Below are 19,659 nucleotides of genomic sequence, written 5' to 3'. Positions count from 1 at the left end.
TTGGAGCGTCAGCTTGGCAAATAAAAAGCAAAATAATATGCTGATGCTTCCTTAATTTCTTGGTTTTCGTTTAAATAATGGGGCAAAACAAGAAATCTAATAATGCTATGATCTTTCTATTGTCTTCTTGGGAATAAATTTACCTATTCTTGCCTCCTTCAGACACAGTAGCAAAATTCAATCCATTTGCAAGTATTTCTTGACAAAAATATGGCTTTCGATTAGATATTATTATTATGGATATGCATAAAATTCGAGCTCAAAACCTCGTTAAAATATACGGCAAAAGAGCCGTAGTAAATGATCTTTCTCTGGAAATGAATCAGGGAGAAGTAGTGGGGATTTTGGGTCCCAATGGAGCTGGAAAGACCACCACTTTTTATATGATTATCGGATTAGCAAAGCCCAATCAAGGAAAGGTCTTTTATGATGATAAGGATATATCTCATAAGCCAATGTTCAAAAGAGCTCGTTTGGGCTTGGGATATTTGGCTCAGGCACCTTCTATTTTTGCTAAGCTGACGGTGGAGGAAAATATTTTGGCTATTTTACAGACCTTAAAAATCAGCCGAAAAGAGCAAAAAAGCCGTTTAGAAGAGGCAATGGAAGAATTGAACTTAACGGTTCTGGCAAAACAAAAAGCATATACTCTTTCCGGAGGCGAAAGAAGAAAGCTGGAAATTACTCGCACTTTGGTAACGAACCCTACTTTTATCTTTATGGATGAGCCCTTCGCCGGAATTGATCCAATCGCGGTTGCCGATATCCAAGACATTATAGGTAAACTGAGAAATAAAGACATAGGGATAATGATTACCGACCACAATGTGTTGGAGACCTTGAAAATAGTGAATCGCGCCTATATTATCTATGAAGGAAAGATAATCGTTGCGGGTTCTTCTTTGGAACTTATTAACGATGAAACAGCGAAAGAAGTGTATTTGGGCGATCGCTTTTTGGAAAATCCTTTTTAGCAACGACTATGAATACTTTTGATCAATACCTGTCCCTGAAACAAAAGCAAGAGCTGGCATTAAAGCCAAAAATGCTGCAGTCCTTGAAAATGCTCGCTTTGCCGATTTTGGAGCTGGAAAGCTATATCAAACAGGAATTGGTTAATAATCCTCTGCTGGAACTGCGCGAAGAAAAAGATGAAGATGATTTGGAAGAAGGCACTTTTGAAGAATCAGCTCCAGAAAGTTCTGCTCCCATTGAAGAAATTGATTCCAGCGAAAGACATTTGGAAACCCTTTCCGAGGTTCAGGAACTTACAGAAATTTTGGATAATTGGAATGATTATCATTCCAGCTATGAGAACTGGACGGGGGAAAGTGAAACGGATCATACGGAAGCGTTGATTCGCTACGAAGAAGATGGCAAAGAGCAATTTTTGGAACAATTATACCCGTTTGACCTACCGGAAAATGAGACGGATTTTATTACGGAATTAGTGGATTCGTGCGATAGCTATGGTTTTCTGCCCAAGGGTTATAATATTGCTGCGATTGCACATAAATATAATGTAACGGCGGAAAGAGCTGAAGAATTGCATAATATTGTTTTATCCCTTTCCCCTCAAGGCATCTCTGCTCGCGATATGAGTGAATGCCTGATGGCTCAGCTGACTGATGAACAAAAACAAAACCGCATTCTGACGGGTTTGATCTCTGAGCACTTTGAAAATCTAATTCACCGCCGCTATCAAAAAATTGCCTCTTCCTTTTGCGTTTCGGAAGAAACCATTATGGCAGCCAAGGAACAAATAGCCAAGCTTGATCCCAAACCGGGTTTAAGAATTTTATCCTCTAATGCGGCTTATGTTTTTCCGGATGTAACAATGAAAATGATAGACGGTGAATATGAAATCATCATCAATGACCATATAACCCCCAATATCATTATCAGTCCGCATTACCGTAAAATGATCAATCGCGGCTATTTTGACCGCGAAACTATGCAGTATGTGCGCGAAAAAATCAATTCTGCCAAGTTCTTGATAAAATCCATCTATATGCGAATGCGAACTTTGGAAAGGGTCTCCCTGTCCATAATTAAACATCAATACGATTTCTTTTATCTGGGAACGGGACAAATGCAACCTTTAACTTATGCTGTAATAGCCAGAGACCTGGGAGTGAATGAATCAACCATCAGCCGGGTCGTGAAACATAAATATGCGGAAACGCCTTACGGAATATATGCTTTTAAGGATTTCTTCACTTCCACCGCTGGTTTTGATGATGATTATCAAAGCATTTCCAGACAGAAAGTTAAATCCCATTTAATTCGTCTGATCGAAACGGAAAATAAGAAAAAACCCTACAGCGATCAAGAACTGGTTGAATTGCTGAAAGATGAGGGACTTAATATTTCCCGCAGAATAATTACTAAATATAGAGATGAACTGGGCATTTTGAACAGCCATCTCAGGAGAAAATAAATGTTACATAGTCAGGTTGCCATCATCGGAGGAGGACCCGGTGGTTATGAAACTGCCATTCGTCTTGCCCAATATGAAATTTCCTGCATAGTTATTGAAAAGGACAACTTAGGCGGAATTTGTTTAAATGAGGGCTGTATTCCAACCAAAGCATTGGTAAAAAGTGCCGAACTATATCTGGAAATGCTCTCTGCGGATAAATTCGGATTACCCAAACAAGCAGTGGAAATTGATTATGCCCAAATCCTGGCCAGAAAAAATGCCGCAGTGGAACAATTATCAGGTGGCATAAAATATATTTTGAATCGACGCAACATACCCGTAATAAAAGCAACTGCCACTTCCGTAAGGAAAGAAAATGGAAATTATGTGATCAAAACCTCGGAAGGAGAAAATTATAGCTGTGAATATTTGATTTTGGCTACTGGAAGTGAAACTGCAAAGCTGCCCGGAATAACAATTGATGAACAAGACATTCTTTCCTCCACCGGTATATTACAAATGCAGGAATTGCCGGAAGAGCTTGTTATTGTTGGCGGAGGAGTTATCGGCTGTGAATTTGCTTCTATCTTTTCTGCCTTCGGAGTGAAAGTGACTATCGTGGAATTTATGCCTCAGTTGCTAATTATGGAGGATAGCGAGATCTCTAAACGGCTTACTTTGCAGTTCAAAAAAAGGGGAGTGAAGATTTTAACCAATACCGGCGTTCAAAGCATAGAGAAAAAAAACAGGCAACTGGAACTGCAATTAAACAATGGAAATTCTCTAACCACGGATAAGGTCTTAATGAGTGTAGGCAGAAAACCACTGTGCAATATCAAAATTGAAAATATGGAACTAAAGACAGAAAAAGGTGCCATTGTCATTGATGATTTTATGCAGACCAACTGTGATAAAGTATATGCCATTGGCGATGTTACGGGCAAATTACAACTGGCTCATACATCTTCCAAACAGGGCTTACTTTCAGCGGAACATATCGCTCAGCGTTTGTATCCGGAAAGGTTTTTAGCTCCCCTAAAACCGATTAACTACATTAATATACCTCGTTGCACTTTTACGCATCCGGAAATTGCTTCCGTAGGTTATACGCAAGAGAACGCTGAAAGTATTTACGACGATGTGATAGTGGGTAAATTTCCCTTTTCGGCAAATGGGAAAGCAGTGGCAATCGGTTATCCCGATGGCTTTGTAAAAATTATCGCTCGTAAAACGACTTCGGAAATAATTGGTATGCATATTTTGGGTCCCAGTGCAACTGAACTGATTGCTCAGGGCGCCATTATGATAACCAATAAAATGAAGATAGAGGATATCGATTCCGTTATTTTTGCTCATCCCACTCTTTCAGAAGCAGTGATGGAAGCGATGGAAGACCTGCAAAATATATCTATACACAAAATTTAATAAGGAGGAATCCCAAATGCAAATCACAATTACAGCCCGTCATTTTGAACTCACCAAAGCCATCAGGGACTATGTGGAATCTGCTTGTTCAAAGCTGAGCAAGTATTTTGATCAAATTATCACGATGCATGTAGTTTTGGCTTTGGAAAACAGCCGCAATATCTGTGAACTTTCACTTCATGCAGCCAAATTTACGCTTCAAAGCGAGACGCAAGAAATGGATATGTATCTTGCCATAGATAATGCGGTGGAAAAGATGGAAGGTCAGATTAAAAAGCTGAAAGATCGCATTACGGATCACCAGAAACGAGCATTGAAGCAACAATTTGAAACATATTCTCATACCACCGATTTTCAGATTGATACGGAAAATAAAGTAAGAAAAACCATCAAAACCAAACGCGTCGTAACGGAATCCCTCAGTGTTTCCGAAGCGATAGAAAAGCTGGAAGCAAGCAAAGAGGACTTCCTCATCTTTAAAAATATTGAAAGTGACAGAATTAATGTTCTGGTAACGAAAGACCACAGCGTTTATAAATTGTTGGAGCCATAATAGATTATTTTAGAATAGGATAACAAAACTCTAATTTGGCAGGGAATGGGTTGCCGGATTCTGAAATAGCCCCAAAACGAAAAAGATATAGAAATTTGGGGCGAAGCAAGGATTAACGGCACCCTTTATTGCCAAATTCATAGCCCACAGAGAATAAAATGAAGACATTATATATCATTCCTTAAGATAGAGAGGAACACTAATGAAAGAAATTACCGTGCATAACTTTTTCGATGCCAAGAAAAAAGACCTGGCGCTATCTTTGATCACCGATCCCGAAACTCTGAACAAAAAAATCGGTTCGCCTTATATCAATCGTCCCGGCTTAGCTCTTACTGGCTATCTGGAAGTTTTTGCCGCCGACCGGATTCAGGTTTTGGGAGAAACTGAAGTTCGCTATTTGCAAAGTTTAAGGGAAGATGATTTGGTGTCCCGCATTCGAGAAATGTTTAAAATGGACATTCCTTGCATTGTAATTTCCAAGGGGCTTACATTACCTCCCGTTATTGAATACATTGCCAACGAACTGAATATCGCTTTACTCTCCAGCCGGCTTTCTACCATTAACCTAATAGAAAATTTATCTCGCTATCTAAGTGATATTTTTGCCCTGGAAAAAACAATCCATGCAACCTTGGTAGATGTTTTCGGATTGGGGATTTTGCTAACCGGTAAAAGCGGAATCGGCAAAAGTGAATGTGCCTTAGACCTTGTTCATCGTGGTCATAGCTTGGTTGGAGATGATTTAATCACTCTTCGCTATATAGATGATCAGCTGGTTGGCAAGTCCGGACGAGAATTCGGTTACTTTATGGAAATTCGCGGCGTTGGTTTTGTAAATGTAGAACGCGTTTTTGGCATAGCTCGCACGCGACAACAAAAAACCATAGACCTGCAGATTGAGCTTATGCCTTGGCAGGAAAATATGGATTATGAACGCATTGGTTTGGTTAGTAATTATGCAGAACATCTGGGAGTGAAGATACCTATCATTTATTTGCCTGTTTCTCCCGGTAAAAATGTGTCGGTTATAGTGGAAGTTGCAGCAATGAATATGATTTTGAAAGGAGTAGGTTATGATGCGGCAGAGGATTTTAACCGTAAAGTAAACGAAGAAATCCGTAAGAAAACAATGTTGAAAGGCATAGAAGGCAAAAGTGATGAAACAGATAGAGGTGACAGTAACCAATAAACTGGGTCTGCATGCCAGACCTTCAGCCCTATTGGTTAAAGCTGCCACAAAATATCGCAGTGATTTCTTTATCGAGAAAGATGGAATGAGAATCAACGGTAAAAGTATTATGGGAGTGATGATGCTGGCTGCGGAATGTGGTTCAAAACTAAAACTTATTGCCGATGGCGTAGATGAGGATTATCTGTTGGAAGAAATTAAGGCAATGATAGATAGCGGATTCGGAGAATAAGTGCAAGAGATTTACGGAATGTCAATAAATCCCGGTTTTTTTATCGGGCGCGCTTTACACTTCTCAATACCAGAACCAGCGATTGAAACGGGAACTATCAAAACGGAAGAAGTGCCAAAGGAAATTTCTCGTTTACAATCATCCCTAACAACGGTGGAAGAAGAAATCGGACAAGAACTGGAAGCCATCAATTTGCCCAAACGCGATGCCGAAATTATCTCCGCACAACAGGAAATATTACACGATCCGGAAATTTACAAACAAATAGAGAGCGCAATTCGTGATAAATTGCAATTCTCCACTCAAGCGGTTTCCGAATGTTTTGCCAATATTATCAAACACTTTGAGACAATGAAAATTGAGACCTTTGCCGTTCGAGCGGCAGATTATCGCGATGTGGCGATGCGTTTGCTGAATGCCTTGTCCGGAGTTAGAAATACTCTGAATTTTCAGTTAAAGGCAGAACAAATTCCGGTTTTAAAAGAGATAGTTCCATCGCTGGTGAGTAAACTTGCCAGGGACGGTATAAAAGCATATTTAGTGGAAAAAGGGAGCTACAATTCTCATTCTTCCATTCTTTGCCGGGCTTTGGGTTTGGTGGCTATTGCCAATATTCCCAATTTAACAGGGGCGGTAAAAAATGACGATTTATTAATTGTAGATGGTTATTCCGGTTTGCTGATCGTTAATCCTGATGAAATAACTTTAAATTCTTACCGGAAAAAGATGGAAGCGGAAAAAAAGCACAGAGAAGCACTTAAACACTTACAAACGACTGAATCCATCACCGCAAATGGCATAAAAATTAAACTGTTAACTAATATTGGCGTTTTGGAAGAACTGGAGGCGATCAAAAACCTTGCCTGTGACGGCATTGGCTTGTTTAGAACCGAATTTCTTTATCTGGGAAAACAAAATCTACCGGAAGAGGAAGAGCAATTTGCTGTCTATAAAGAACTTGCCGAAAAAATGAAGCCCTTGCCGGTTACCATAAGAACTTTTGATCTGGGCGGTGATAAACTTTCTCCTTTGGGCTATGCTTCTCCCGAAGAAAATCCCTATTTGGGCAATCGGGGAATCCGATTTTCGCTTTCTCAGTCAGATATTTTTTACACTCAAGTGCGTGCTATTTTAAGAGCTTCCGCCTTTGGCAAAATCCAAATTATGTTTCCAATGATCATCGATGCCAAGGACTTTCTGGAAGCGAAAAGATTCGTGCAAAATTGCCAGCGGGAACTTAGCCAACATAGTATTTCCTTTGATCCGGACATTGCTTTGGGGGCAATGATAGAAATACCCTCCGCAGCATTATGTTCGGAAGAATTAGCCAAAGAGTGCGATTTTTTAAGCATCGGAACCAACGACCTCGTGCAATATACTTTAGCTGCAGACCGCAATAATGAAATGGTTGCCAAATATTATGTCCAACACCATCCTGCCGTGCTTTGCTTGATTAAACAAACGGTAAACAGTGCGGCAAAATATCAGACCCCGCTTTCTGTTTGTGGAGAAATGGCTTCCTACCCTAAATACATTCCCCTTTTAATTGGTTTGGGAATTAAGGAACTTAGCGTGAATCCAGGTAGTTATTATGAAGCAAAAGCCATTGTGCAGAAATGCGATGCAGAACTTTTTAAAGCAACTGAAATTATTAATTGTTCACTTTCGCTTTCCGAAGTGGAACATCTGATAAATAACATTTTAACACCGTATTATCAGGACAGGGAGGAATAAGTGCTGAAATATGAATATCACAATCTACTGGCTTCCCAACAGATGCTTAGTATTCTACCCAAAGAGAAACTTTTAGATAATGAGCGCCAGGTAAAAAATATCCACGAAGAAATTGTGGCTGAACGCCGTGCCAAACTACTCGGTTTTTATGATCTACCGGAAATTCCTACCAGACATATCGATGACTTTATAGCGAAATTAGATCCGGTTTTTGACACTATGCTAATTTTAGGCATCGGCGGTTCCGCTTTGGGTAATAAGGCATTATATTCAGCTTTGAAAACAGAAGGGGATTTGCCTCGCAAGCTATTTGTTTATGATAATGTGGATCCTGTATATCTGTTTGAAATACTGTCGCAAATAAACCTGGAAACAACTTTGGTGAATGTGATCACCAAAAGCGGCACAACAGCTGAAACAATGGCTGGCTATATGATTGTGGTAGATATATTTAAACGCAAATTTCCTAATGACTATCAAAAACGAATCATTATTACTACAGATAAAGAAAGGGGCTTTTTACGCCAGGTAATTAAAAATGAGGGCTATAAAAGCTTTACCGTTCCAGATAATGTGGGAGGCAGATTTAGCGTCCTTTCCGATGTGGGTTTAGTTTCTTCCGCTTTTACCGGAATTAAGATAAAAGAACTGTTGAAAGGGGCGAAGGCAATGCGGGAACGCTGTTCGGAATTGGACATTATGGAAAATCCAGCTTACTTGAACGGTTTGATTCATTTTCTGTATTATCGCTTGGGGAAAAACATCAGCGTTATGATGCCCTACAGCAATTCTTTGTATGATCTTGCCGATTGGTATCGCCAACTTTGGGCAGAAAGTTTGGGTAAACGCAAAGACATAAAAGGTAGAGAAGTATATGTGGGACAAACACCTGTGAAAGCATTAGGAACAACTGATCAGCATTCGCAAGTGCAACTTTATACAGAGGGTCCTAATGATAAGGTCTTCACTTTCCTATCCGTGGAAAACTTTAAGCACGATTACACTATTCCAAATTTGCATCCTGATCGCGAAGAAGTAAATTATCTGGGCGATAGGAAACTCTCCGATTTGCTTAATGCAGAACGACTTGCTACAGAAATTGCCCTCAGTAAAGCTATGCGTCCTAATGCCAATATTATCTTCCCTCAAATTGATGAATACCATTTAGGGGAATTCATTATGCTCTATGAAATTCAGACGATTTTTACCGGCAAACTTCTTCGTATCAACCCCTTAGATCAACCCGGAGTGGAAGCTGGGAAAATTGCTACTTACGCCTTGATGAACAAAAAGGGCTACGAGAAAGAAAGCACTGAAATTGAACAATACAAACAAGACCGTGGCATAAACTAATAGGGATATAAGTAAATTTATTTACCAACAGGAAATGAAAAAGGGAAGCTTCAATAAGAGGGTAAAAAAGCTACCCTGTTATGGAGACGGATATGATTTTAAAAGCAAAAGCTATGATAATGAAAATCAACTTGATAGGAATTGGCAAAATTGTAAGTCAAAACAAGCATCGTTTGTGTCTTTGACTCTAAACCGATTCTTTTTGTGTTTGCAATGAGAAGCAGAGGTAACAAGATAATTTTTTCTTTGTCTTCAACTTACAAAGCTGAAGCTCGGTTTAGAGTTAAAAAAAATAGTGGTGTGTCTTTGACTCTAAACAGATCCTTTTTGTGTTTGCAACTATAATTTGAGGCAACAGGAAAAGTATTTCATTGCCTTCAACTTACAAAGCTGAAGCTCGGTTTAGAGTTAAAAAAATAGTGGGATCAGCTATAGCTCTGTAGCTGGTAAACTCTTTTCTTGTTTTAACTCACAATTTTGAAGTTGAGAGGCCAGTTATAGCTCAGTTACCAGTAAGCTCTTTTCTTGTTTTAACTCACAATTTTGAAATTGGGAAACCAGTTATAACTCGGTTGTCAGTGTTTACAATTTGTGGGATGTGGTTACAGAGAGGGTAGTGGCAAAATTGTAAGTCAAAACAAGCATCGTTTGTGTCTTTGACTCTAAACAGATCCTTTTTGTGACTGCAACTATAATTTGAGGTAACAGGAAAATATATCGTTGCCTGATGCTGTCAAAGCTGAAGCTCGGTTTAGAGTTAAAAATAATAGTGAGATTGGCAGTAACTCATCTGCTAGTAAGCTCTTTTCTTGTTTTAACTCACAATTTTGAAGTTGGGAAACCAATTATAACTCGGATGTCAGTGTTTACAATTTGTGGGATGTGGTTACAGAGAGGGTAGTGGCAAAATTGTAAGTCAAAACAAGCATCGGTCGTGTCTTTGACTCTAAACCGATTCTTTTTGCGATTGCAATGAGAAGCAGAGGTAACAAGATAATTTGTTCTCTGCCTTCAACTTACAAAGCTGAAGCTCGGTTTAGAGTTAAAAAAAATAGTGGTGTGTCTTTGACTCTAAACAGATTCTTGTTGTGTTTGCAACTATAATTTGAGGCAACAGGATAAGTATTTCTCTGCCTTCAACTTACAAAGCTGAAGCTCGGTTTAGAGTTAAAAATAACAGTGGGATTGGCTGAAGCTCGGTTTAGAGTTAAAAACAGATAGCGTTATTCATAATCACGATGTATCAATAATTTTGGCATTCATTAGCAAAGCTCTCGATGAATAAAGGCAACAGACAGAAAATAAAGAACTTAGCGGAAGGCAAAAAACTCGCACTTGACAAATAAAGCCAGCTGAATTATATTGTAAATGATTCTCAATATAAGTAGGAGAAAAAAATGGAAGAATATGCTGATATTTTTAGAAAATACCTTGATAAGCAAGGACTTAAGTTCACTCATCCGCGTCGTTACATTCTGGATGAGGTCTTTCAAATGCACACTCATTTTAATGCTGAAGAACTTTATGACAGAATTAGGAACAAGACCAATGAAATATCTTTAGCGACAGTTTACAGAACAATCCCTCTTTTATTGGATGCGGGATTAGTGCAAAGAGCAATTCGGAGCGAAGGCAGAGAGCGTTATGAGCATATTTTTGGCCACCCCAAACATATTCATTGGATTTGTAGAAATTGTGGAGCTTTATTGGAAACAGATTTGAACACGCTTTATCCTGCGTTAGCTAAGCAGGCCCAAGATTTGAAGTTTAAGCCCGAAGATATTGAATTGAGCGTTAAAGGATTATGCTGGAAGTGTAATCCAAATGAGAATGAGAATCAATCAGATGAGAAATAGACCCATAGTCGCACTTGCAGGTAATCCCAATGTAGGTAAAACATCACTTTTCAATGCCTTAACTGGTTCCAGACAGACGGTTGGCAATTGGCCTGGAGTGACTGTAGAGCATAAATCTGGGTTATGCAATTATCATAATAAGGTCTATGAAGTTATTGATCTTCCCGGGATTTATTCTTTGGCAGGTGGAAGTCCGGATGAATTGGTGGCTCGCAATTACATTTTAACCGAAAAACCGGATATCATTATCAACATAGTGGATGCTTCCAATCTTGAACGGAATTTGTATTTAACCGTGCAATTGATGGAATTGGGGGCACCGCTCATTATGTGTTTATCGATGGCAGATATCGCGGAACAAAACGGTATATATATAGACACCAAACACTTAAGTTCGCATTTGGGCTTTGCTGTTACTTCTCTTGTTTTGAATAAAAGAGCTGATATTACGCCAATTTTGCAAAAAGTGGAGGAATATGTTTTGCAGCCGCCAATTCCAGCTACGATACATTATGACGAGATAGTGGAAATGCACCTGGAAAATATTTGGCAGATAGTTCTTAAATCAGGTCTGGAAAAGTCGGAGAGCACAGTTCCTCATAAGTTGAAAAGGGAAGCAACCTTAAATGCTTATGGGGTATTGATTAAAAGTCGGTGGCAGGCATTAAAATTAATCGAAGGAGATGCGGAAATAATTTCTCGGCTGACAGATGAAGAAAAATCGCTGGTAGAAAAAGAGAGAATGGCAATTGCCAAACACAGAGGTCAGGAACCGGCAGCTGTAATTGCCGATGATCGTTATGGTTATATTCGGGGTTTGATAAAAGATGTGGTGAAGCGGAAGAGAAAGAATCGCTGGACTTTTTCCGATATGGTAGATAAAGTAGTGCTGAATAGTTTTGTGGGTCTGCCGGTATTTTTTATTGTGATGTATCTGGTTTTTTTGTTTGCAGTAAAGCTCAGTCAGCCCTGCATCGCGATTATTAATACTTATTTGGGCTGGTTGTTTGTAGAGCAATTTGGTAAGTTATTAATTTTGTTGTCAGTTCCGCAATGGCTAACTTATTTTTTCAGTGAAATTTTGGGTGGTGGGTTGGTCACAGTAGGCAGTTTTATTCCGCCTATTTTCTTTATATACATAAGTTTATCTATTCTGGAGGATTCCGGTTATATGGCAAGGGCTGCTTTCATTGCCGATAAATTTATGCGCAAAATTGGGCTTCCGGGCAAGGCATTTATTCCTTTGATTGTAGGTTTTGGGTGCACGGTTCCGGCAATTATGGCTACCAGGACTTTGGAAAAGCCGAGGGATCGTGTTTTTGCCTCCATTTTAACTCCTTTTATTTCGTGTGGGGCAAAGCTACCGGTTTATACATATCTGGTAATGTTATTTTTTCCACAGCAGGCAGATTTGGTTATTTTTGGTCTTTATTTTTTCGGGATCGTGATGGGGGTTTTAACGGGTCTATTATTGAAAAAAACTATCTTTATAAGTGTGCCTGGCGATTTTGTAATGGAATTGCCTGCTTATCATCTTCCAACGCTAAATGGCATTTTTATGCATACTTGGCATCGGCTGAAAAGCTTTTTATTAAGGGCAGGGAAGACCATTTTGCTGGTGATTGTGGTGATCAATATTTTGCAAGTTATCCAGATCCCGATGGGCAGCGAAAAAGCCAAGACACCTCTTTTGGAATTGGGCGGCAAAATTATTACTCCGGTTTTACAGCCGATGGGTATTAAAAAAGATAACTGGCCTGCTTCGGTAGCTTTAATCAGCGGACTTTTTGCCAAAGAGGCAATTGTGGGAACTTTACAAGGTCTCTATCAAAATTCGGAAGCCGAAGGCACCATCAATCACTTGACGGATAACATCAAAAAGGGTTTTGGCGGCAATGCTTCAGCGCTTGCTTATCTAATTTTTATTTTATTGTATTCACCCTGTGCCGCATCTTTAACAATGCTGTTTAAGGAGCACGGTTTTAAGTGGATGCTTTTTGATTTCGGATATTTAACTTTATTGGCTTGGATGGTGGCTACATTAGTTTATCAAATTTTGGCTTATAATTCGCTATCCCTTTTTTGGTTTGCCGTCATCGGGATTATTTTTATTTTCATTTACCTAAATTTACGCAGCATTGGGAGTAGATATGCGATTCGGGCAGATTAGATTTAGATTTCGCCCTGGGAGAAAACATCAAACTTTTACCTGTGAACCAAATCAATGCATTACCCTTGATCAATTACCGGAAGGGTATAATGCCACAGTTATTCATAATAACAATTTAAAAACCATAGAACGGGGTCTGTATATAGGTGCGCCCATAACGGTTTTTAGAAATAATTCGGATGAACCGAATGTAATTGTTGCCGTGGGAGATGCCAGATATGCTTTGGATAGAAGAATTGCCAAAAACATCAAAGTGAAAATCACTTAGGACAAACTACTCAGCTTTAGGAGCATCCAATCTACTAAAGTAAAACCACTTCACTTCGCTTTATCCATTATGCTAAATACAGCCACTTTTTCTGGTAAATACTGCCATATTGCCAAATCCCTTCTTGCTGCCAGCAGTAATAATCCGGTAGCATTTCTCTAACGCTTCAGTAACGAGATTAGAGCAGTGTTAGGGAAGTGTTACGGAGTTGTTACTGAAGGCAGCAAGTAACAAGCAGTTAGCTTATTTTCGCTGAGCAGAAAAAAAGGCGGTAATGAAGCACCGCCTTATTGTCATAACTAATTGAATTAAGAATACTTAGATGTAATATCTTCCAGATTGGGAAGCGTGAAGACCTTGAATTGATCGATGCGAACGGAGGGATCGGAAACGAATTCAATCTGGTCTTTATAAGCGATAAAATCCTCGTTATGCTGGCTGATGTGAGCCAGTAAATCGGGATGGACGATGATGCGCAAGGTCTTATTTTTGAGCAAATAATCGCTGCGATTAAGCCAACGATAGATTCTCATAACCACGGTATCCTTGCTTAAAATTCTGCCGCTTCCGTTGCAGAAAGGGCAGGGATCGGAAAAATTGGAGATCAAAGTATTCCGCATTCTTTTGCGGGTAACTTCCACAAGCCCCAGTTCCGTAAAAGGAAATGCTTTATTTTTGGCGCGATCTCGGCGCAAACCTTTTCTCAGCATTTCCAGCACTTCTGTCTTGTGTTTTTCATCCACCATATCAATAAAATCAATTACAATCACGCCGGAAAGGTCTCGCAGCCGAATTTGACGGGCAATCTCAGCTGCCGCTTCCAGATTTGTTTTGCGGACTGTTTCATCGTAATGCGTTTTGCCGGTAAAGCTGCCGGTATTAACATCGATGGCTACTAAAGCTTCCGTTTGTTCTATTTTGATATTGCCGCCGCTGGGAAGGTAAATTCTGCTGTGCAAACCCGTCTCAATTTTCTTTTCTATGCCCCAGGCATCAAAAATAGGGGAGTCCTCTCGGTAAATTTCCACATTTCCAATTAACTCAGGAGAAATATCCTCTAATTGGGAAATAATGCGTCGGGCAAAATTCTTGTCATCAATGACCAAGCGGTCAACATTTTCGCCAAAAAGATCGCGAATCAAGTAATTTTCCAAAGCATTTTCTTCAAACACGCAAACTGGCGGTTTGGCATATTTGAGCTGTTTTTCGATTAAGCGCCAGGTTTTTAGCAATGCCTTATATTCAGTTTTAAAATCTTCTTCGTCACAACCCTCGGCTTCCGTGCGGACAATTAAGCCAAAACCGCTGTCTTTGAGGTTGGAAAGCAGGTTGCGAATGCGACTGCGTTCGTTTTGAGCATAGATTTTGCGAGAAATGGCAATTTTATCTTTATTGGGAAAAAGGACGAGGTATTTTCCCGGGATGGAAATTTGCCCCGTTAAGCGCGCGCCTTTGGAACCGATAGGCCCTTTATGAACCTGAACCACAATTTCCTGACCCGATTTTAACAGTTTATTTATTTGCGAGGAATCTTCGGGATTTAATTTGGGAGCGCTATGTTCATTTTCATAAACATCCAAAAAGTCCATCACTATGTCACTATAATGTAAAAAGGCGGTTCTTTCCAATCCAATGTCGATAAAAGCGGCGCCCATTCCGGGCAAAACATCTTTTACGATGCCTTTATAGATGTTGCCAACTATGTTTTGCTGCTCTCTGTGCTCAACAAATAGTTCAACGAGGCGGTTATCTTCCAAAACGGCAACCCGCTTTTCGAGAGGATGCACATTTACGATTATTTCAGTATTGTAGGAATCTTTCTTCATATTAGTCCAGTTTATAAGGCATCAGATACAGCCATTCACCGGTTGTAGCGATTTGCTTCAAGTATTTTTCAATTTGGGTTTCAGGATTAACTGGTTGGTGCAATTGCTCCTTCATATTCATAATGTCCGATTCTTTAAGCATTTCCAGCAGACCTGTTTTATTGGGATAATTTATGGAACTGTAATTAGTTACCTTAGCTAAGGCGGCTGCCTTGGCAATTGCCTTATCCAAAGTTCCGATTTCATCTATCAAGTTATGTGCCAAAGCATCTTCAGAGCTAAAAACTCGTCCTTCGGCAACGGATTCAATTTGCTCTGGAGTAATCTTTCTGGCGGTCATCACTCTTTGTTTGAATTCATTGTAAGTGCCAGTGGAACTGCGCTTTAACGATTCAATTAAGGCAGGATCGTAGGTTTCAAAGGGGCTGAAAGCACCGGCATATTTGCCAAATTTTAAGGTCTGCGAATGTAAACCGATTTTTTTACCCAAACCTGCCGTTTCCGGAATTAAACCAATAACTCCGATTGAACCGGTTAAAGTTCCCTGATCGGCTATTATATAATCCCCCGCACAAGAAATATAATATCCTCCGGAAGCAGCCGTTCCTCCCATTGAAATAACGAGAGGATAATCCTTTTTCAGCTTTAGCAATTGCTGATGAATAAGTTCGGATTCCAAAGCGGAGCCCCCGGGACTGTTTATTCTTAAGACAACTGCCTTCACGGATTTATCTTGGCGAATATTTTTAATTATTTTGGCTACTTTGGCTGCGCTGATTAAATTCTGATTGCCAAAATCATAATTGGAAGCGGGAGTGATATTTCCCGTTAAATAAACCACGGCAATCTTGGATTTTTCACTCTTGGGGCTGGGAGGGGCATAAGATGAAATCTTGATAAAATTATCTTCTGTAAGCTTCAAATTGTTCAGCATTTCATCCCGATGCAGAGCATAGTCAATCAGCTTATATTCCAAGGCGTTATTGGCAGTGAGGGAAAAATCGGCACGCCGTTCAAAAATATCTTTTACCTGAGTGGGTTCCAGTTTTCTGTTTTTAGCCACAAAAGATAGCAGATTAGTGTAAATATCCTCTAAAGCGGCATTGATGTTTTCTTTGGTGCCCTGGCTTAGTTCTGTTTGGGAATATGGTTCACCGGCGCCTTTATAAGCACCCGATTGAAGAATGTGCATTTTGATTCCCATTTTATCCAGTAACTCTTTGTAAAACATCATATTGGCAGATACACCCTGTAAAATGAGACCCGCTGAAGCTGAGGGCTCCATATAAACTTTATCAGCACAGGAAGCGAGCAAATAATCCGCCTGGGTAAAATTTTCGCCAAAAGCAACTACTGGCTTGCCACTTTTTCTAAAACTGGCTATTGCCAAAGCCATTTCATTTAAAGCAGCATAATTAGTCATAATCATATTGGGCTCTATCAGCATTCCTTTGATGCGATCATCTTTTGCCGCAGCCAAAATTTTGGTGCTGATTTCTTGAACACTGGGAGAAGTATGATTGAAAATTTTTATCTCTTCTCTGGCATTATAATCGGGGATCATAGCGCTCGGATTTACATACAACCAAGCATTAGCAGGGATTTTTGGTGTTTTGAGACCAAATGAACTATAGGCGATGCTAAATCCTATGGCAAAAACAACTATAAAGGCAATCAGAAAGATGATGCAACCCCATAGAACCGGTTTTTTAGATTTCATATATATAAAACTCCTTTTAGCGATTATCAAATTCCGCTTCGAAAAAATCTGAATAACACAGATATAATAACTAACTTTATGATCTCTGTCAAATGGGAATTTGGCAAACTATTTTCTTACCTTCGCATAATTTCCTTATAAGATAGATAATGTCAATTAAAAAATGGCGGAGATGTAGGGATTCGAACCCTAGAAACGCTCACACGTTTACACGATTTCCAATCGTGCTCCTTCAGCCAACTCGGACACATCTCCCTTTTTCTTTTTCCAAATTTTTTTCCTGCCCGATTCTGTCAAATAGAATTAGCAATATTACAAAGGATTGCTAACTTTCGCTGCAGAAATGCCTATGCTAAAATTGGGATTTGAACTTTTTATAGATTGTATTATAATACCATTGAACAATTAAGAGCAAGGACATTATCGCAATGATTTTTGGCTGATTGGGAGCAATAATAAACAAAATAGGTCTTTTTTATCCCACACATCAAGATTATATTTTGCATCTTTTAAAATATGTTCTAATGATCTCATTATTAAATGACGCAATCGAAATTCAGACATTCATATAAGTAAAACACCCTATCGTAAAATCATCAGAACTAATTGCATAGAATGATGATAGTGCTAAAAATAATACGCATATACAAAATGTATATCTCATTTGATCCTCCCCTTATTGATGGTTATTTTTTCGGTAGAGACCCTCTTCCCGTTTATTTGCATTGCAACAATATAAACTCCTGGTTTTAGTTTAACAGCTGGTAGAATGCCCCTTTTACTTTTTAAATTCTGCGTATCCAGCTGATAATTGGTTATTACCTGACCCTTAATATTATAAATTGAAATCTTAGCGGTAGATATATGTTCAGGAAGAGGACCTTCTATCTCATAGCTAATTTCCTGGTTATTAGAGGAATTGGGATTAGGGAAATACTTAACCTTTAAGATACTGTTTACGGGAGGCATAAAAACATCTTCATTAGCTACAGAAGTATCTAATAATTGAGCATTTCCGGCAAAAATGTAAACATAACCTAAATTATCATTCAAATCTGGAACATCGCTATGGGGTGCAGAAATAGCCAGATCACAATATTCATCACCGTTAAAATTACCCGAAACAATATTCCGGCCAAATTGGTGATAAGGGGAAGTTGGTGGAGCTGTAATTCTCAGGTCAAAAAGGCCATTGGGATTTTCACCTCCAAGCCAAACGCCAGCGTGTCCCGTCCAGAGTATAGCACTATAATCCGAACCCGCTAAATCACTATAACCGTCTCCATTAAAATCTCCGTAGGCAACTCCTTGATGAGTCATATCCATCAGATTGGAAATGTATTCATTGATATGCAAAGTAAATTCTTCTGTTTCCATTATATTAATTCCACCTAAACGCAGTTTGTTATTATCTCGCCAGGAATCCCCTTCGCAATAGACAAAATCATCATAGCCATCTCCATTAAAATCACCTACACCATAGCCACCGGGAAAGCTCCATTCTGAATCTCCCCAACTACGCAATAAAACCCGATTGTTCAAATTAAGGGGATTTCCCCCATAATAGAGATAGCGATAAGTTATAATACCCTCTGGTTTCTCTAAGGCAAATCCGGCAATAAAATCATCAATGCCATCATTGTTTACATCACCTGCTTCAGCAAGTTTATGATATCTTTGCAGACAAATGTGGTATTGGATAGTAACTATTTGAAAAGTTCCTCCCAACAATATTGCCAAGTCAGGATAATTAGTATTTATAAAATGATATATTCCTATATCATCTAAGCCATCTCCATTCACATCTCCCAAAAACCATATTGGTAATATTATGGGGTCACTAAACCAAGGTGAGTTTAATGTAAAATCAGGTTCCAGATATGCTTCGGGTCCTCCATAGAATATTCTTAGGGCTAAGGAATCAGTAATCTCTGGTGAGTAAAGCTCAGAAATCATAAGATCATCATAATTATCACCATTTACATCGCCAATATTTAAAAGAGTTGTGCTGATAACCTGATCCTGGAATGTGCTTTCTCTTATAAGATCGGGAACTGCATCCATATTGGGTCCACAAAAATAAATTTGGACACTTGACCAATGATTAATTCCGCTATTTAAGGTAAAAACCGCTACATCATCATAACCATCAGCATTAAAGTCAATAGAAGCAATAACTTTCCCAAAATATGAACCTATATATTCACCAGCTAAACTCTGTATTAAGGGCATATTGTTTTGAGAATATAATCTTAGCCCCGTAAACATAAGAGTAGCACTTACAAGCAATACTATTATCACCTTCTTCATAATCTATTCCTCCTTTTTATCAAGGATATGTTTTATACTTAAGATAAAAAATAATAACCTCTATTTTGCAGTATATCTTAATTATACATAATGATCCACTTTCAAGGTTTACATCAATTTCCGATTATTTTCTCTTAACCGAGGGTCACAGCAAACAGAAAAATACTCACTACTACTAATTTGCCGGAAGTAATTTAGAAACTCCTCATAAGCAAACACTATATAATTATATTATAATATAAATTCCGAGAAAAGCAAAAAGTTGAGTCCCAAATGTTGGTGTAAATTCCAGTTCATTGATCTATCAGGTGACATATATTCTTCTTATGTCATAACTGCCAAATTTAGCTTAAACATATTGGAATAAATCAGTTGCCAAATTGGAATTCAGGTTATCAGCGATAAGTAGATATTCTTATTGATTCAATTGTCTTATTTGGGATATAACTCTTTGTTAATCCGCTTTAAATAGATAATCTGTATATCTGTAATTAGTGTTTGAAGTGGCGAAAACCAGTGAAAAGCATAGCGATGCCCAATTCATTACAAGCAGCAATACATTCCTCATCGTTTTTAGAACCGCCTGGTTGAATGATAG

At 38.9% G+C, this 19,659-nt stretch carries 14 protein-coding genes and 1 tRNA gene; 11 read left to right on the top strand and 4 right to left on the bottom strand.

The window, feature by feature from the left end:
• The first annotated feature begins 242 nt into the window (after window positions 1–242).
• From lptB to ABFC98_07555, 11 genes are all read left to right on the top strand, one after another.
• On the top strand, window positions 243–974 hold the full coding sequence (gene lptB / locus ABFC98_07605; GenBank protein ID MEN6445891.1) for an LPS export ABC transporter ATP-binding protein: 732 nt from the start codon (window positions 243–245) through the stop codon (window positions 972–974).
• Between the two features lie 8 nt (window positions 975–982).
• Complete coding sequence (gene rpoN / locus ABFC98_07600; protein MEN6445890.1) at window positions 983–2,440, top strand: RNA polymerase factor sigma-54; 1,458 nt, start codon at window positions 983–985, stop codon at window positions 2,438–2,440.
• Window positions 2,441–3,847, top strand: coding sequence for a dihydrolipoyl dehydrogenase (lpdA, locus tag ABFC98_07595; protein ID MEN6445889.1), 1,407 nt, complete (start codon window positions 2,441–2,443; stop codon window positions 3,845–3,847).
• A 16-nt stretch (window positions 3,848–3,863) separates the two neighbouring features.
• Window positions 3,864–4,400: a ribosome-associated translation inhibitor RaiA gene (gene raiA, locus ABFC98_07590; protein ID MEN6445888.1), complete on the top strand. Its 537-nt coding sequence runs from the start codon at window positions 3,864–3,866 to the stop codon at window positions 4,398–4,400.
• A 202-nt stretch (window positions 4,401–4,602) separates the two neighbouring features.
• Window positions 4,603–5,592, top strand: a complete 990-nt coding sequence (gene hprK / locus ABFC98_07585) for an HPr(Ser) kinase/phosphatase (GenBank protein MEN6445887.1) — start codon at window positions 4,603–4,605, stop codon at window positions 5,590–5,592.
• Window positions 5,561–5,824 (top strand): HPr family phosphocarrier protein, encoded by a 264-nt coding sequence (locus ABFC98_07580; protein ID MEN6445886.1) that lies wholly within the window; start codon window positions 5,561–5,563, stop codon window positions 5,822–5,824. The genes hprK and ABFC98_07580 overlap by 32 nt, the downstream gene beginning before the upstream one ends.
• Complete coding sequence (ptsP, locus tag ABFC98_07575; GenBank protein ID MEN6445885.1) at window positions 5,825–7,558, top strand: phosphoenolpyruvate--protein phosphotransferase; 1,734 nt, start codon at window positions 5,825–5,827, stop codon at window positions 7,556–7,558.
• The gene (locus ABFC98_07570) at window positions 7,559–8,911 is read left to right on the top strand and encodes a glucose-6-phosphate isomerase (protein MEN6445884.1); all 1,353 of its coding nucleotides are present in this window, start codon (window positions 7,559–7,561) and stop codon (window positions 8,909–8,911) included.
• Window positions 8,912–10,308: 1,397 nt separating this feature from the next.
• Window positions 10,309–10,767, top strand: a complete 459-nt coding sequence (locus tag ABFC98_07565) for a Fur family transcriptional regulator (GenBank protein MEN6445883.1) — start codon at window positions 10,309–10,311, stop codon at window positions 10,765–10,767.
• Window positions 10,757–12,937: a ferrous iron transport protein B gene (feoB, locus tag ABFC98_07560; protein MEN6445882.1), complete on the top strand. Its 2,181-nt coding sequence runs from the start codon at window positions 10,757–10,759 to the stop codon at window positions 12,935–12,937. The genes ABFC98_07565 and feoB overlap by 11 nt, the downstream gene beginning before the upstream one ends.
• Window positions 12,918–13,205, top strand: a complete 288-nt coding sequence (locus ABFC98_07555; protein ID MEN6445881.1) for a FeoA family protein — start codon at window positions 12,918–12,920, stop codon at window positions 13,203–13,205. The genes feoB and ABFC98_07555 overlap by 20 nt, the downstream gene beginning before the upstream one ends.
• Before the next feature lie 308 nt (window positions 13,206–13,513).
• Here the strand turns inward: ABFC98_07555 and ABFC98_07550 are convergent, their stop codons facing one another.
• The 4 genes from ABFC98_07550 to ABFC98_07535 all read right to left on the bottom strand — a co-directional run bounded on the left by ABFC98_07550 (window position 13,514) and on the right by ABFC98_07535 (window position 19,061).
• Window positions 13,514–15,031, bottom strand: coding sequence for an Rne/Rng family ribonuclease (locus ABFC98_07550; GenBank protein ID MEN6445880.1), 1,518 nt, complete (start codon window positions 15,029–15,031; stop codon window positions 13,514–13,516).
• Window position 15,032: 1 nt separating this feature from the next.
• On the bottom strand, window positions 15,033–16,751 hold the full coding sequence (sppA, locus tag ABFC98_07545; GenBank protein MEN6445879.1) for a signal peptide peptidase SppA: 1,719 nt from the start codon (window positions 16,749–16,751) through the stop codon (window positions 15,033–15,035).
• 164 nt (window positions 16,752–16,915) lie between these two features.
• Window positions 16,916–17,006 (bottom strand) — tRNA-Ser (locus ABFC98_07540).
• Window positions 17,007–17,411: 405 nt separating this feature from the next.
• Window positions 17,412–19,061 (bottom strand): T9SS type A sorting domain-containing protein, encoded by a 1,650-nt coding sequence (locus ABFC98_07535; protein MEN6445878.1) that lies wholly within the window; start codon window positions 19,059–19,061, stop codon window positions 17,412–17,414.
• Between the last annotated feature and the right edge of the window lie 598 nt (window positions 19,062–19,659).

The sequence above is a fragment of the Candidatus Cloacimonas sp. genome (genome assembly GCA_039680785.1).
Classification (GTDB): domain Bacteria; phylum Cloacimonadota; class Cloacimonadia; order Cloacimonadales; family Cloacimonadaceae; genus Cloacimonas.
The sequence above is the reverse complement of the archived record's forward strand: the minus strand, read 5'-3'. Positions and strand labels throughout refer to the sequence as shown.

Bases quoted from the DNA above. Each gene is read 5' to 3' on its own strand.
- lptB (MEN6445891.1), top strand. From the start codon at position 243: ATGCATAAAATTCGAGCTCAAAACCTCGTTAAAATATACGGCAAAAGA.
- rpoN (MEN6445890.1), top strand. From the start codon at position 983: ATGAATACTTTTGATCAATACCTGTCCCTGAAACAAAAGCAAGAGCTG.
- lpdA (MEN6445889.1), top strand. From the start codon at position 2,441: ATGTTACATAGTCAGGTTGCCATCATCGGAGGAGGACCCGGTGGTTAT.
- raiA (MEN6445888.1), top strand. From the start codon at position 3,864: ATGCAAATCACAATTACAGCCCGTCATTTTGAACTCACCAAAGCCATC.
- hprK (MEN6445887.1), top strand. From the start codon at position 4,603: ATGAAAGAAATTACCGTGCATAACTTTTTCGATGCCAAGAAAAAAGAC.
- ABFC98_07580 (MEN6445886.1), top strand. From the start codon at position 5,561: ATGAAACAGATAGAGGTGACAGTAACCAATAAACTGGGTCTGCATGCC.
- ABFC98_07565 (MEN6445883.1), top strand. From the start codon at position 10,309: ATGGAAGAATATGCTGATATTTTTAGAAAATACCTTGATAAGCAAGGA.
- feoB (MEN6445882.1), top strand. From the start codon at position 10,757: ATGAGAAATAGACCCATAGTCGCACTTGCAGGTAATCCCAATGTAGGT.
- ABFC98_07555 (MEN6445881.1), top strand. From the start codon at position 12,918: ATGCGATTCGGGCAGATTAGATTTAGATTTCGCCCTGGGAGAAAACAT.
- ABFC98_07550 (MEN6445880.1), bottom strand. From the start codon at position 15,031: ATGAAGAAAGATTCCTACAATACTGAAATAATCGTAAATGTGCATCCT.
- sppA (MEN6445879.1), bottom strand. From the start codon at position 16,751: ATGAAATCTAAAAAACCGGTTCTATGGGGTTGCATCATCTTTCTGATT.
- ABFC98_07535 (MEN6445878.1), bottom strand. From the start codon at position 19,061: ATGAAGAAGGTGATAATAGTATTGCTTGTAAGTGCTACTCTTATGTTT.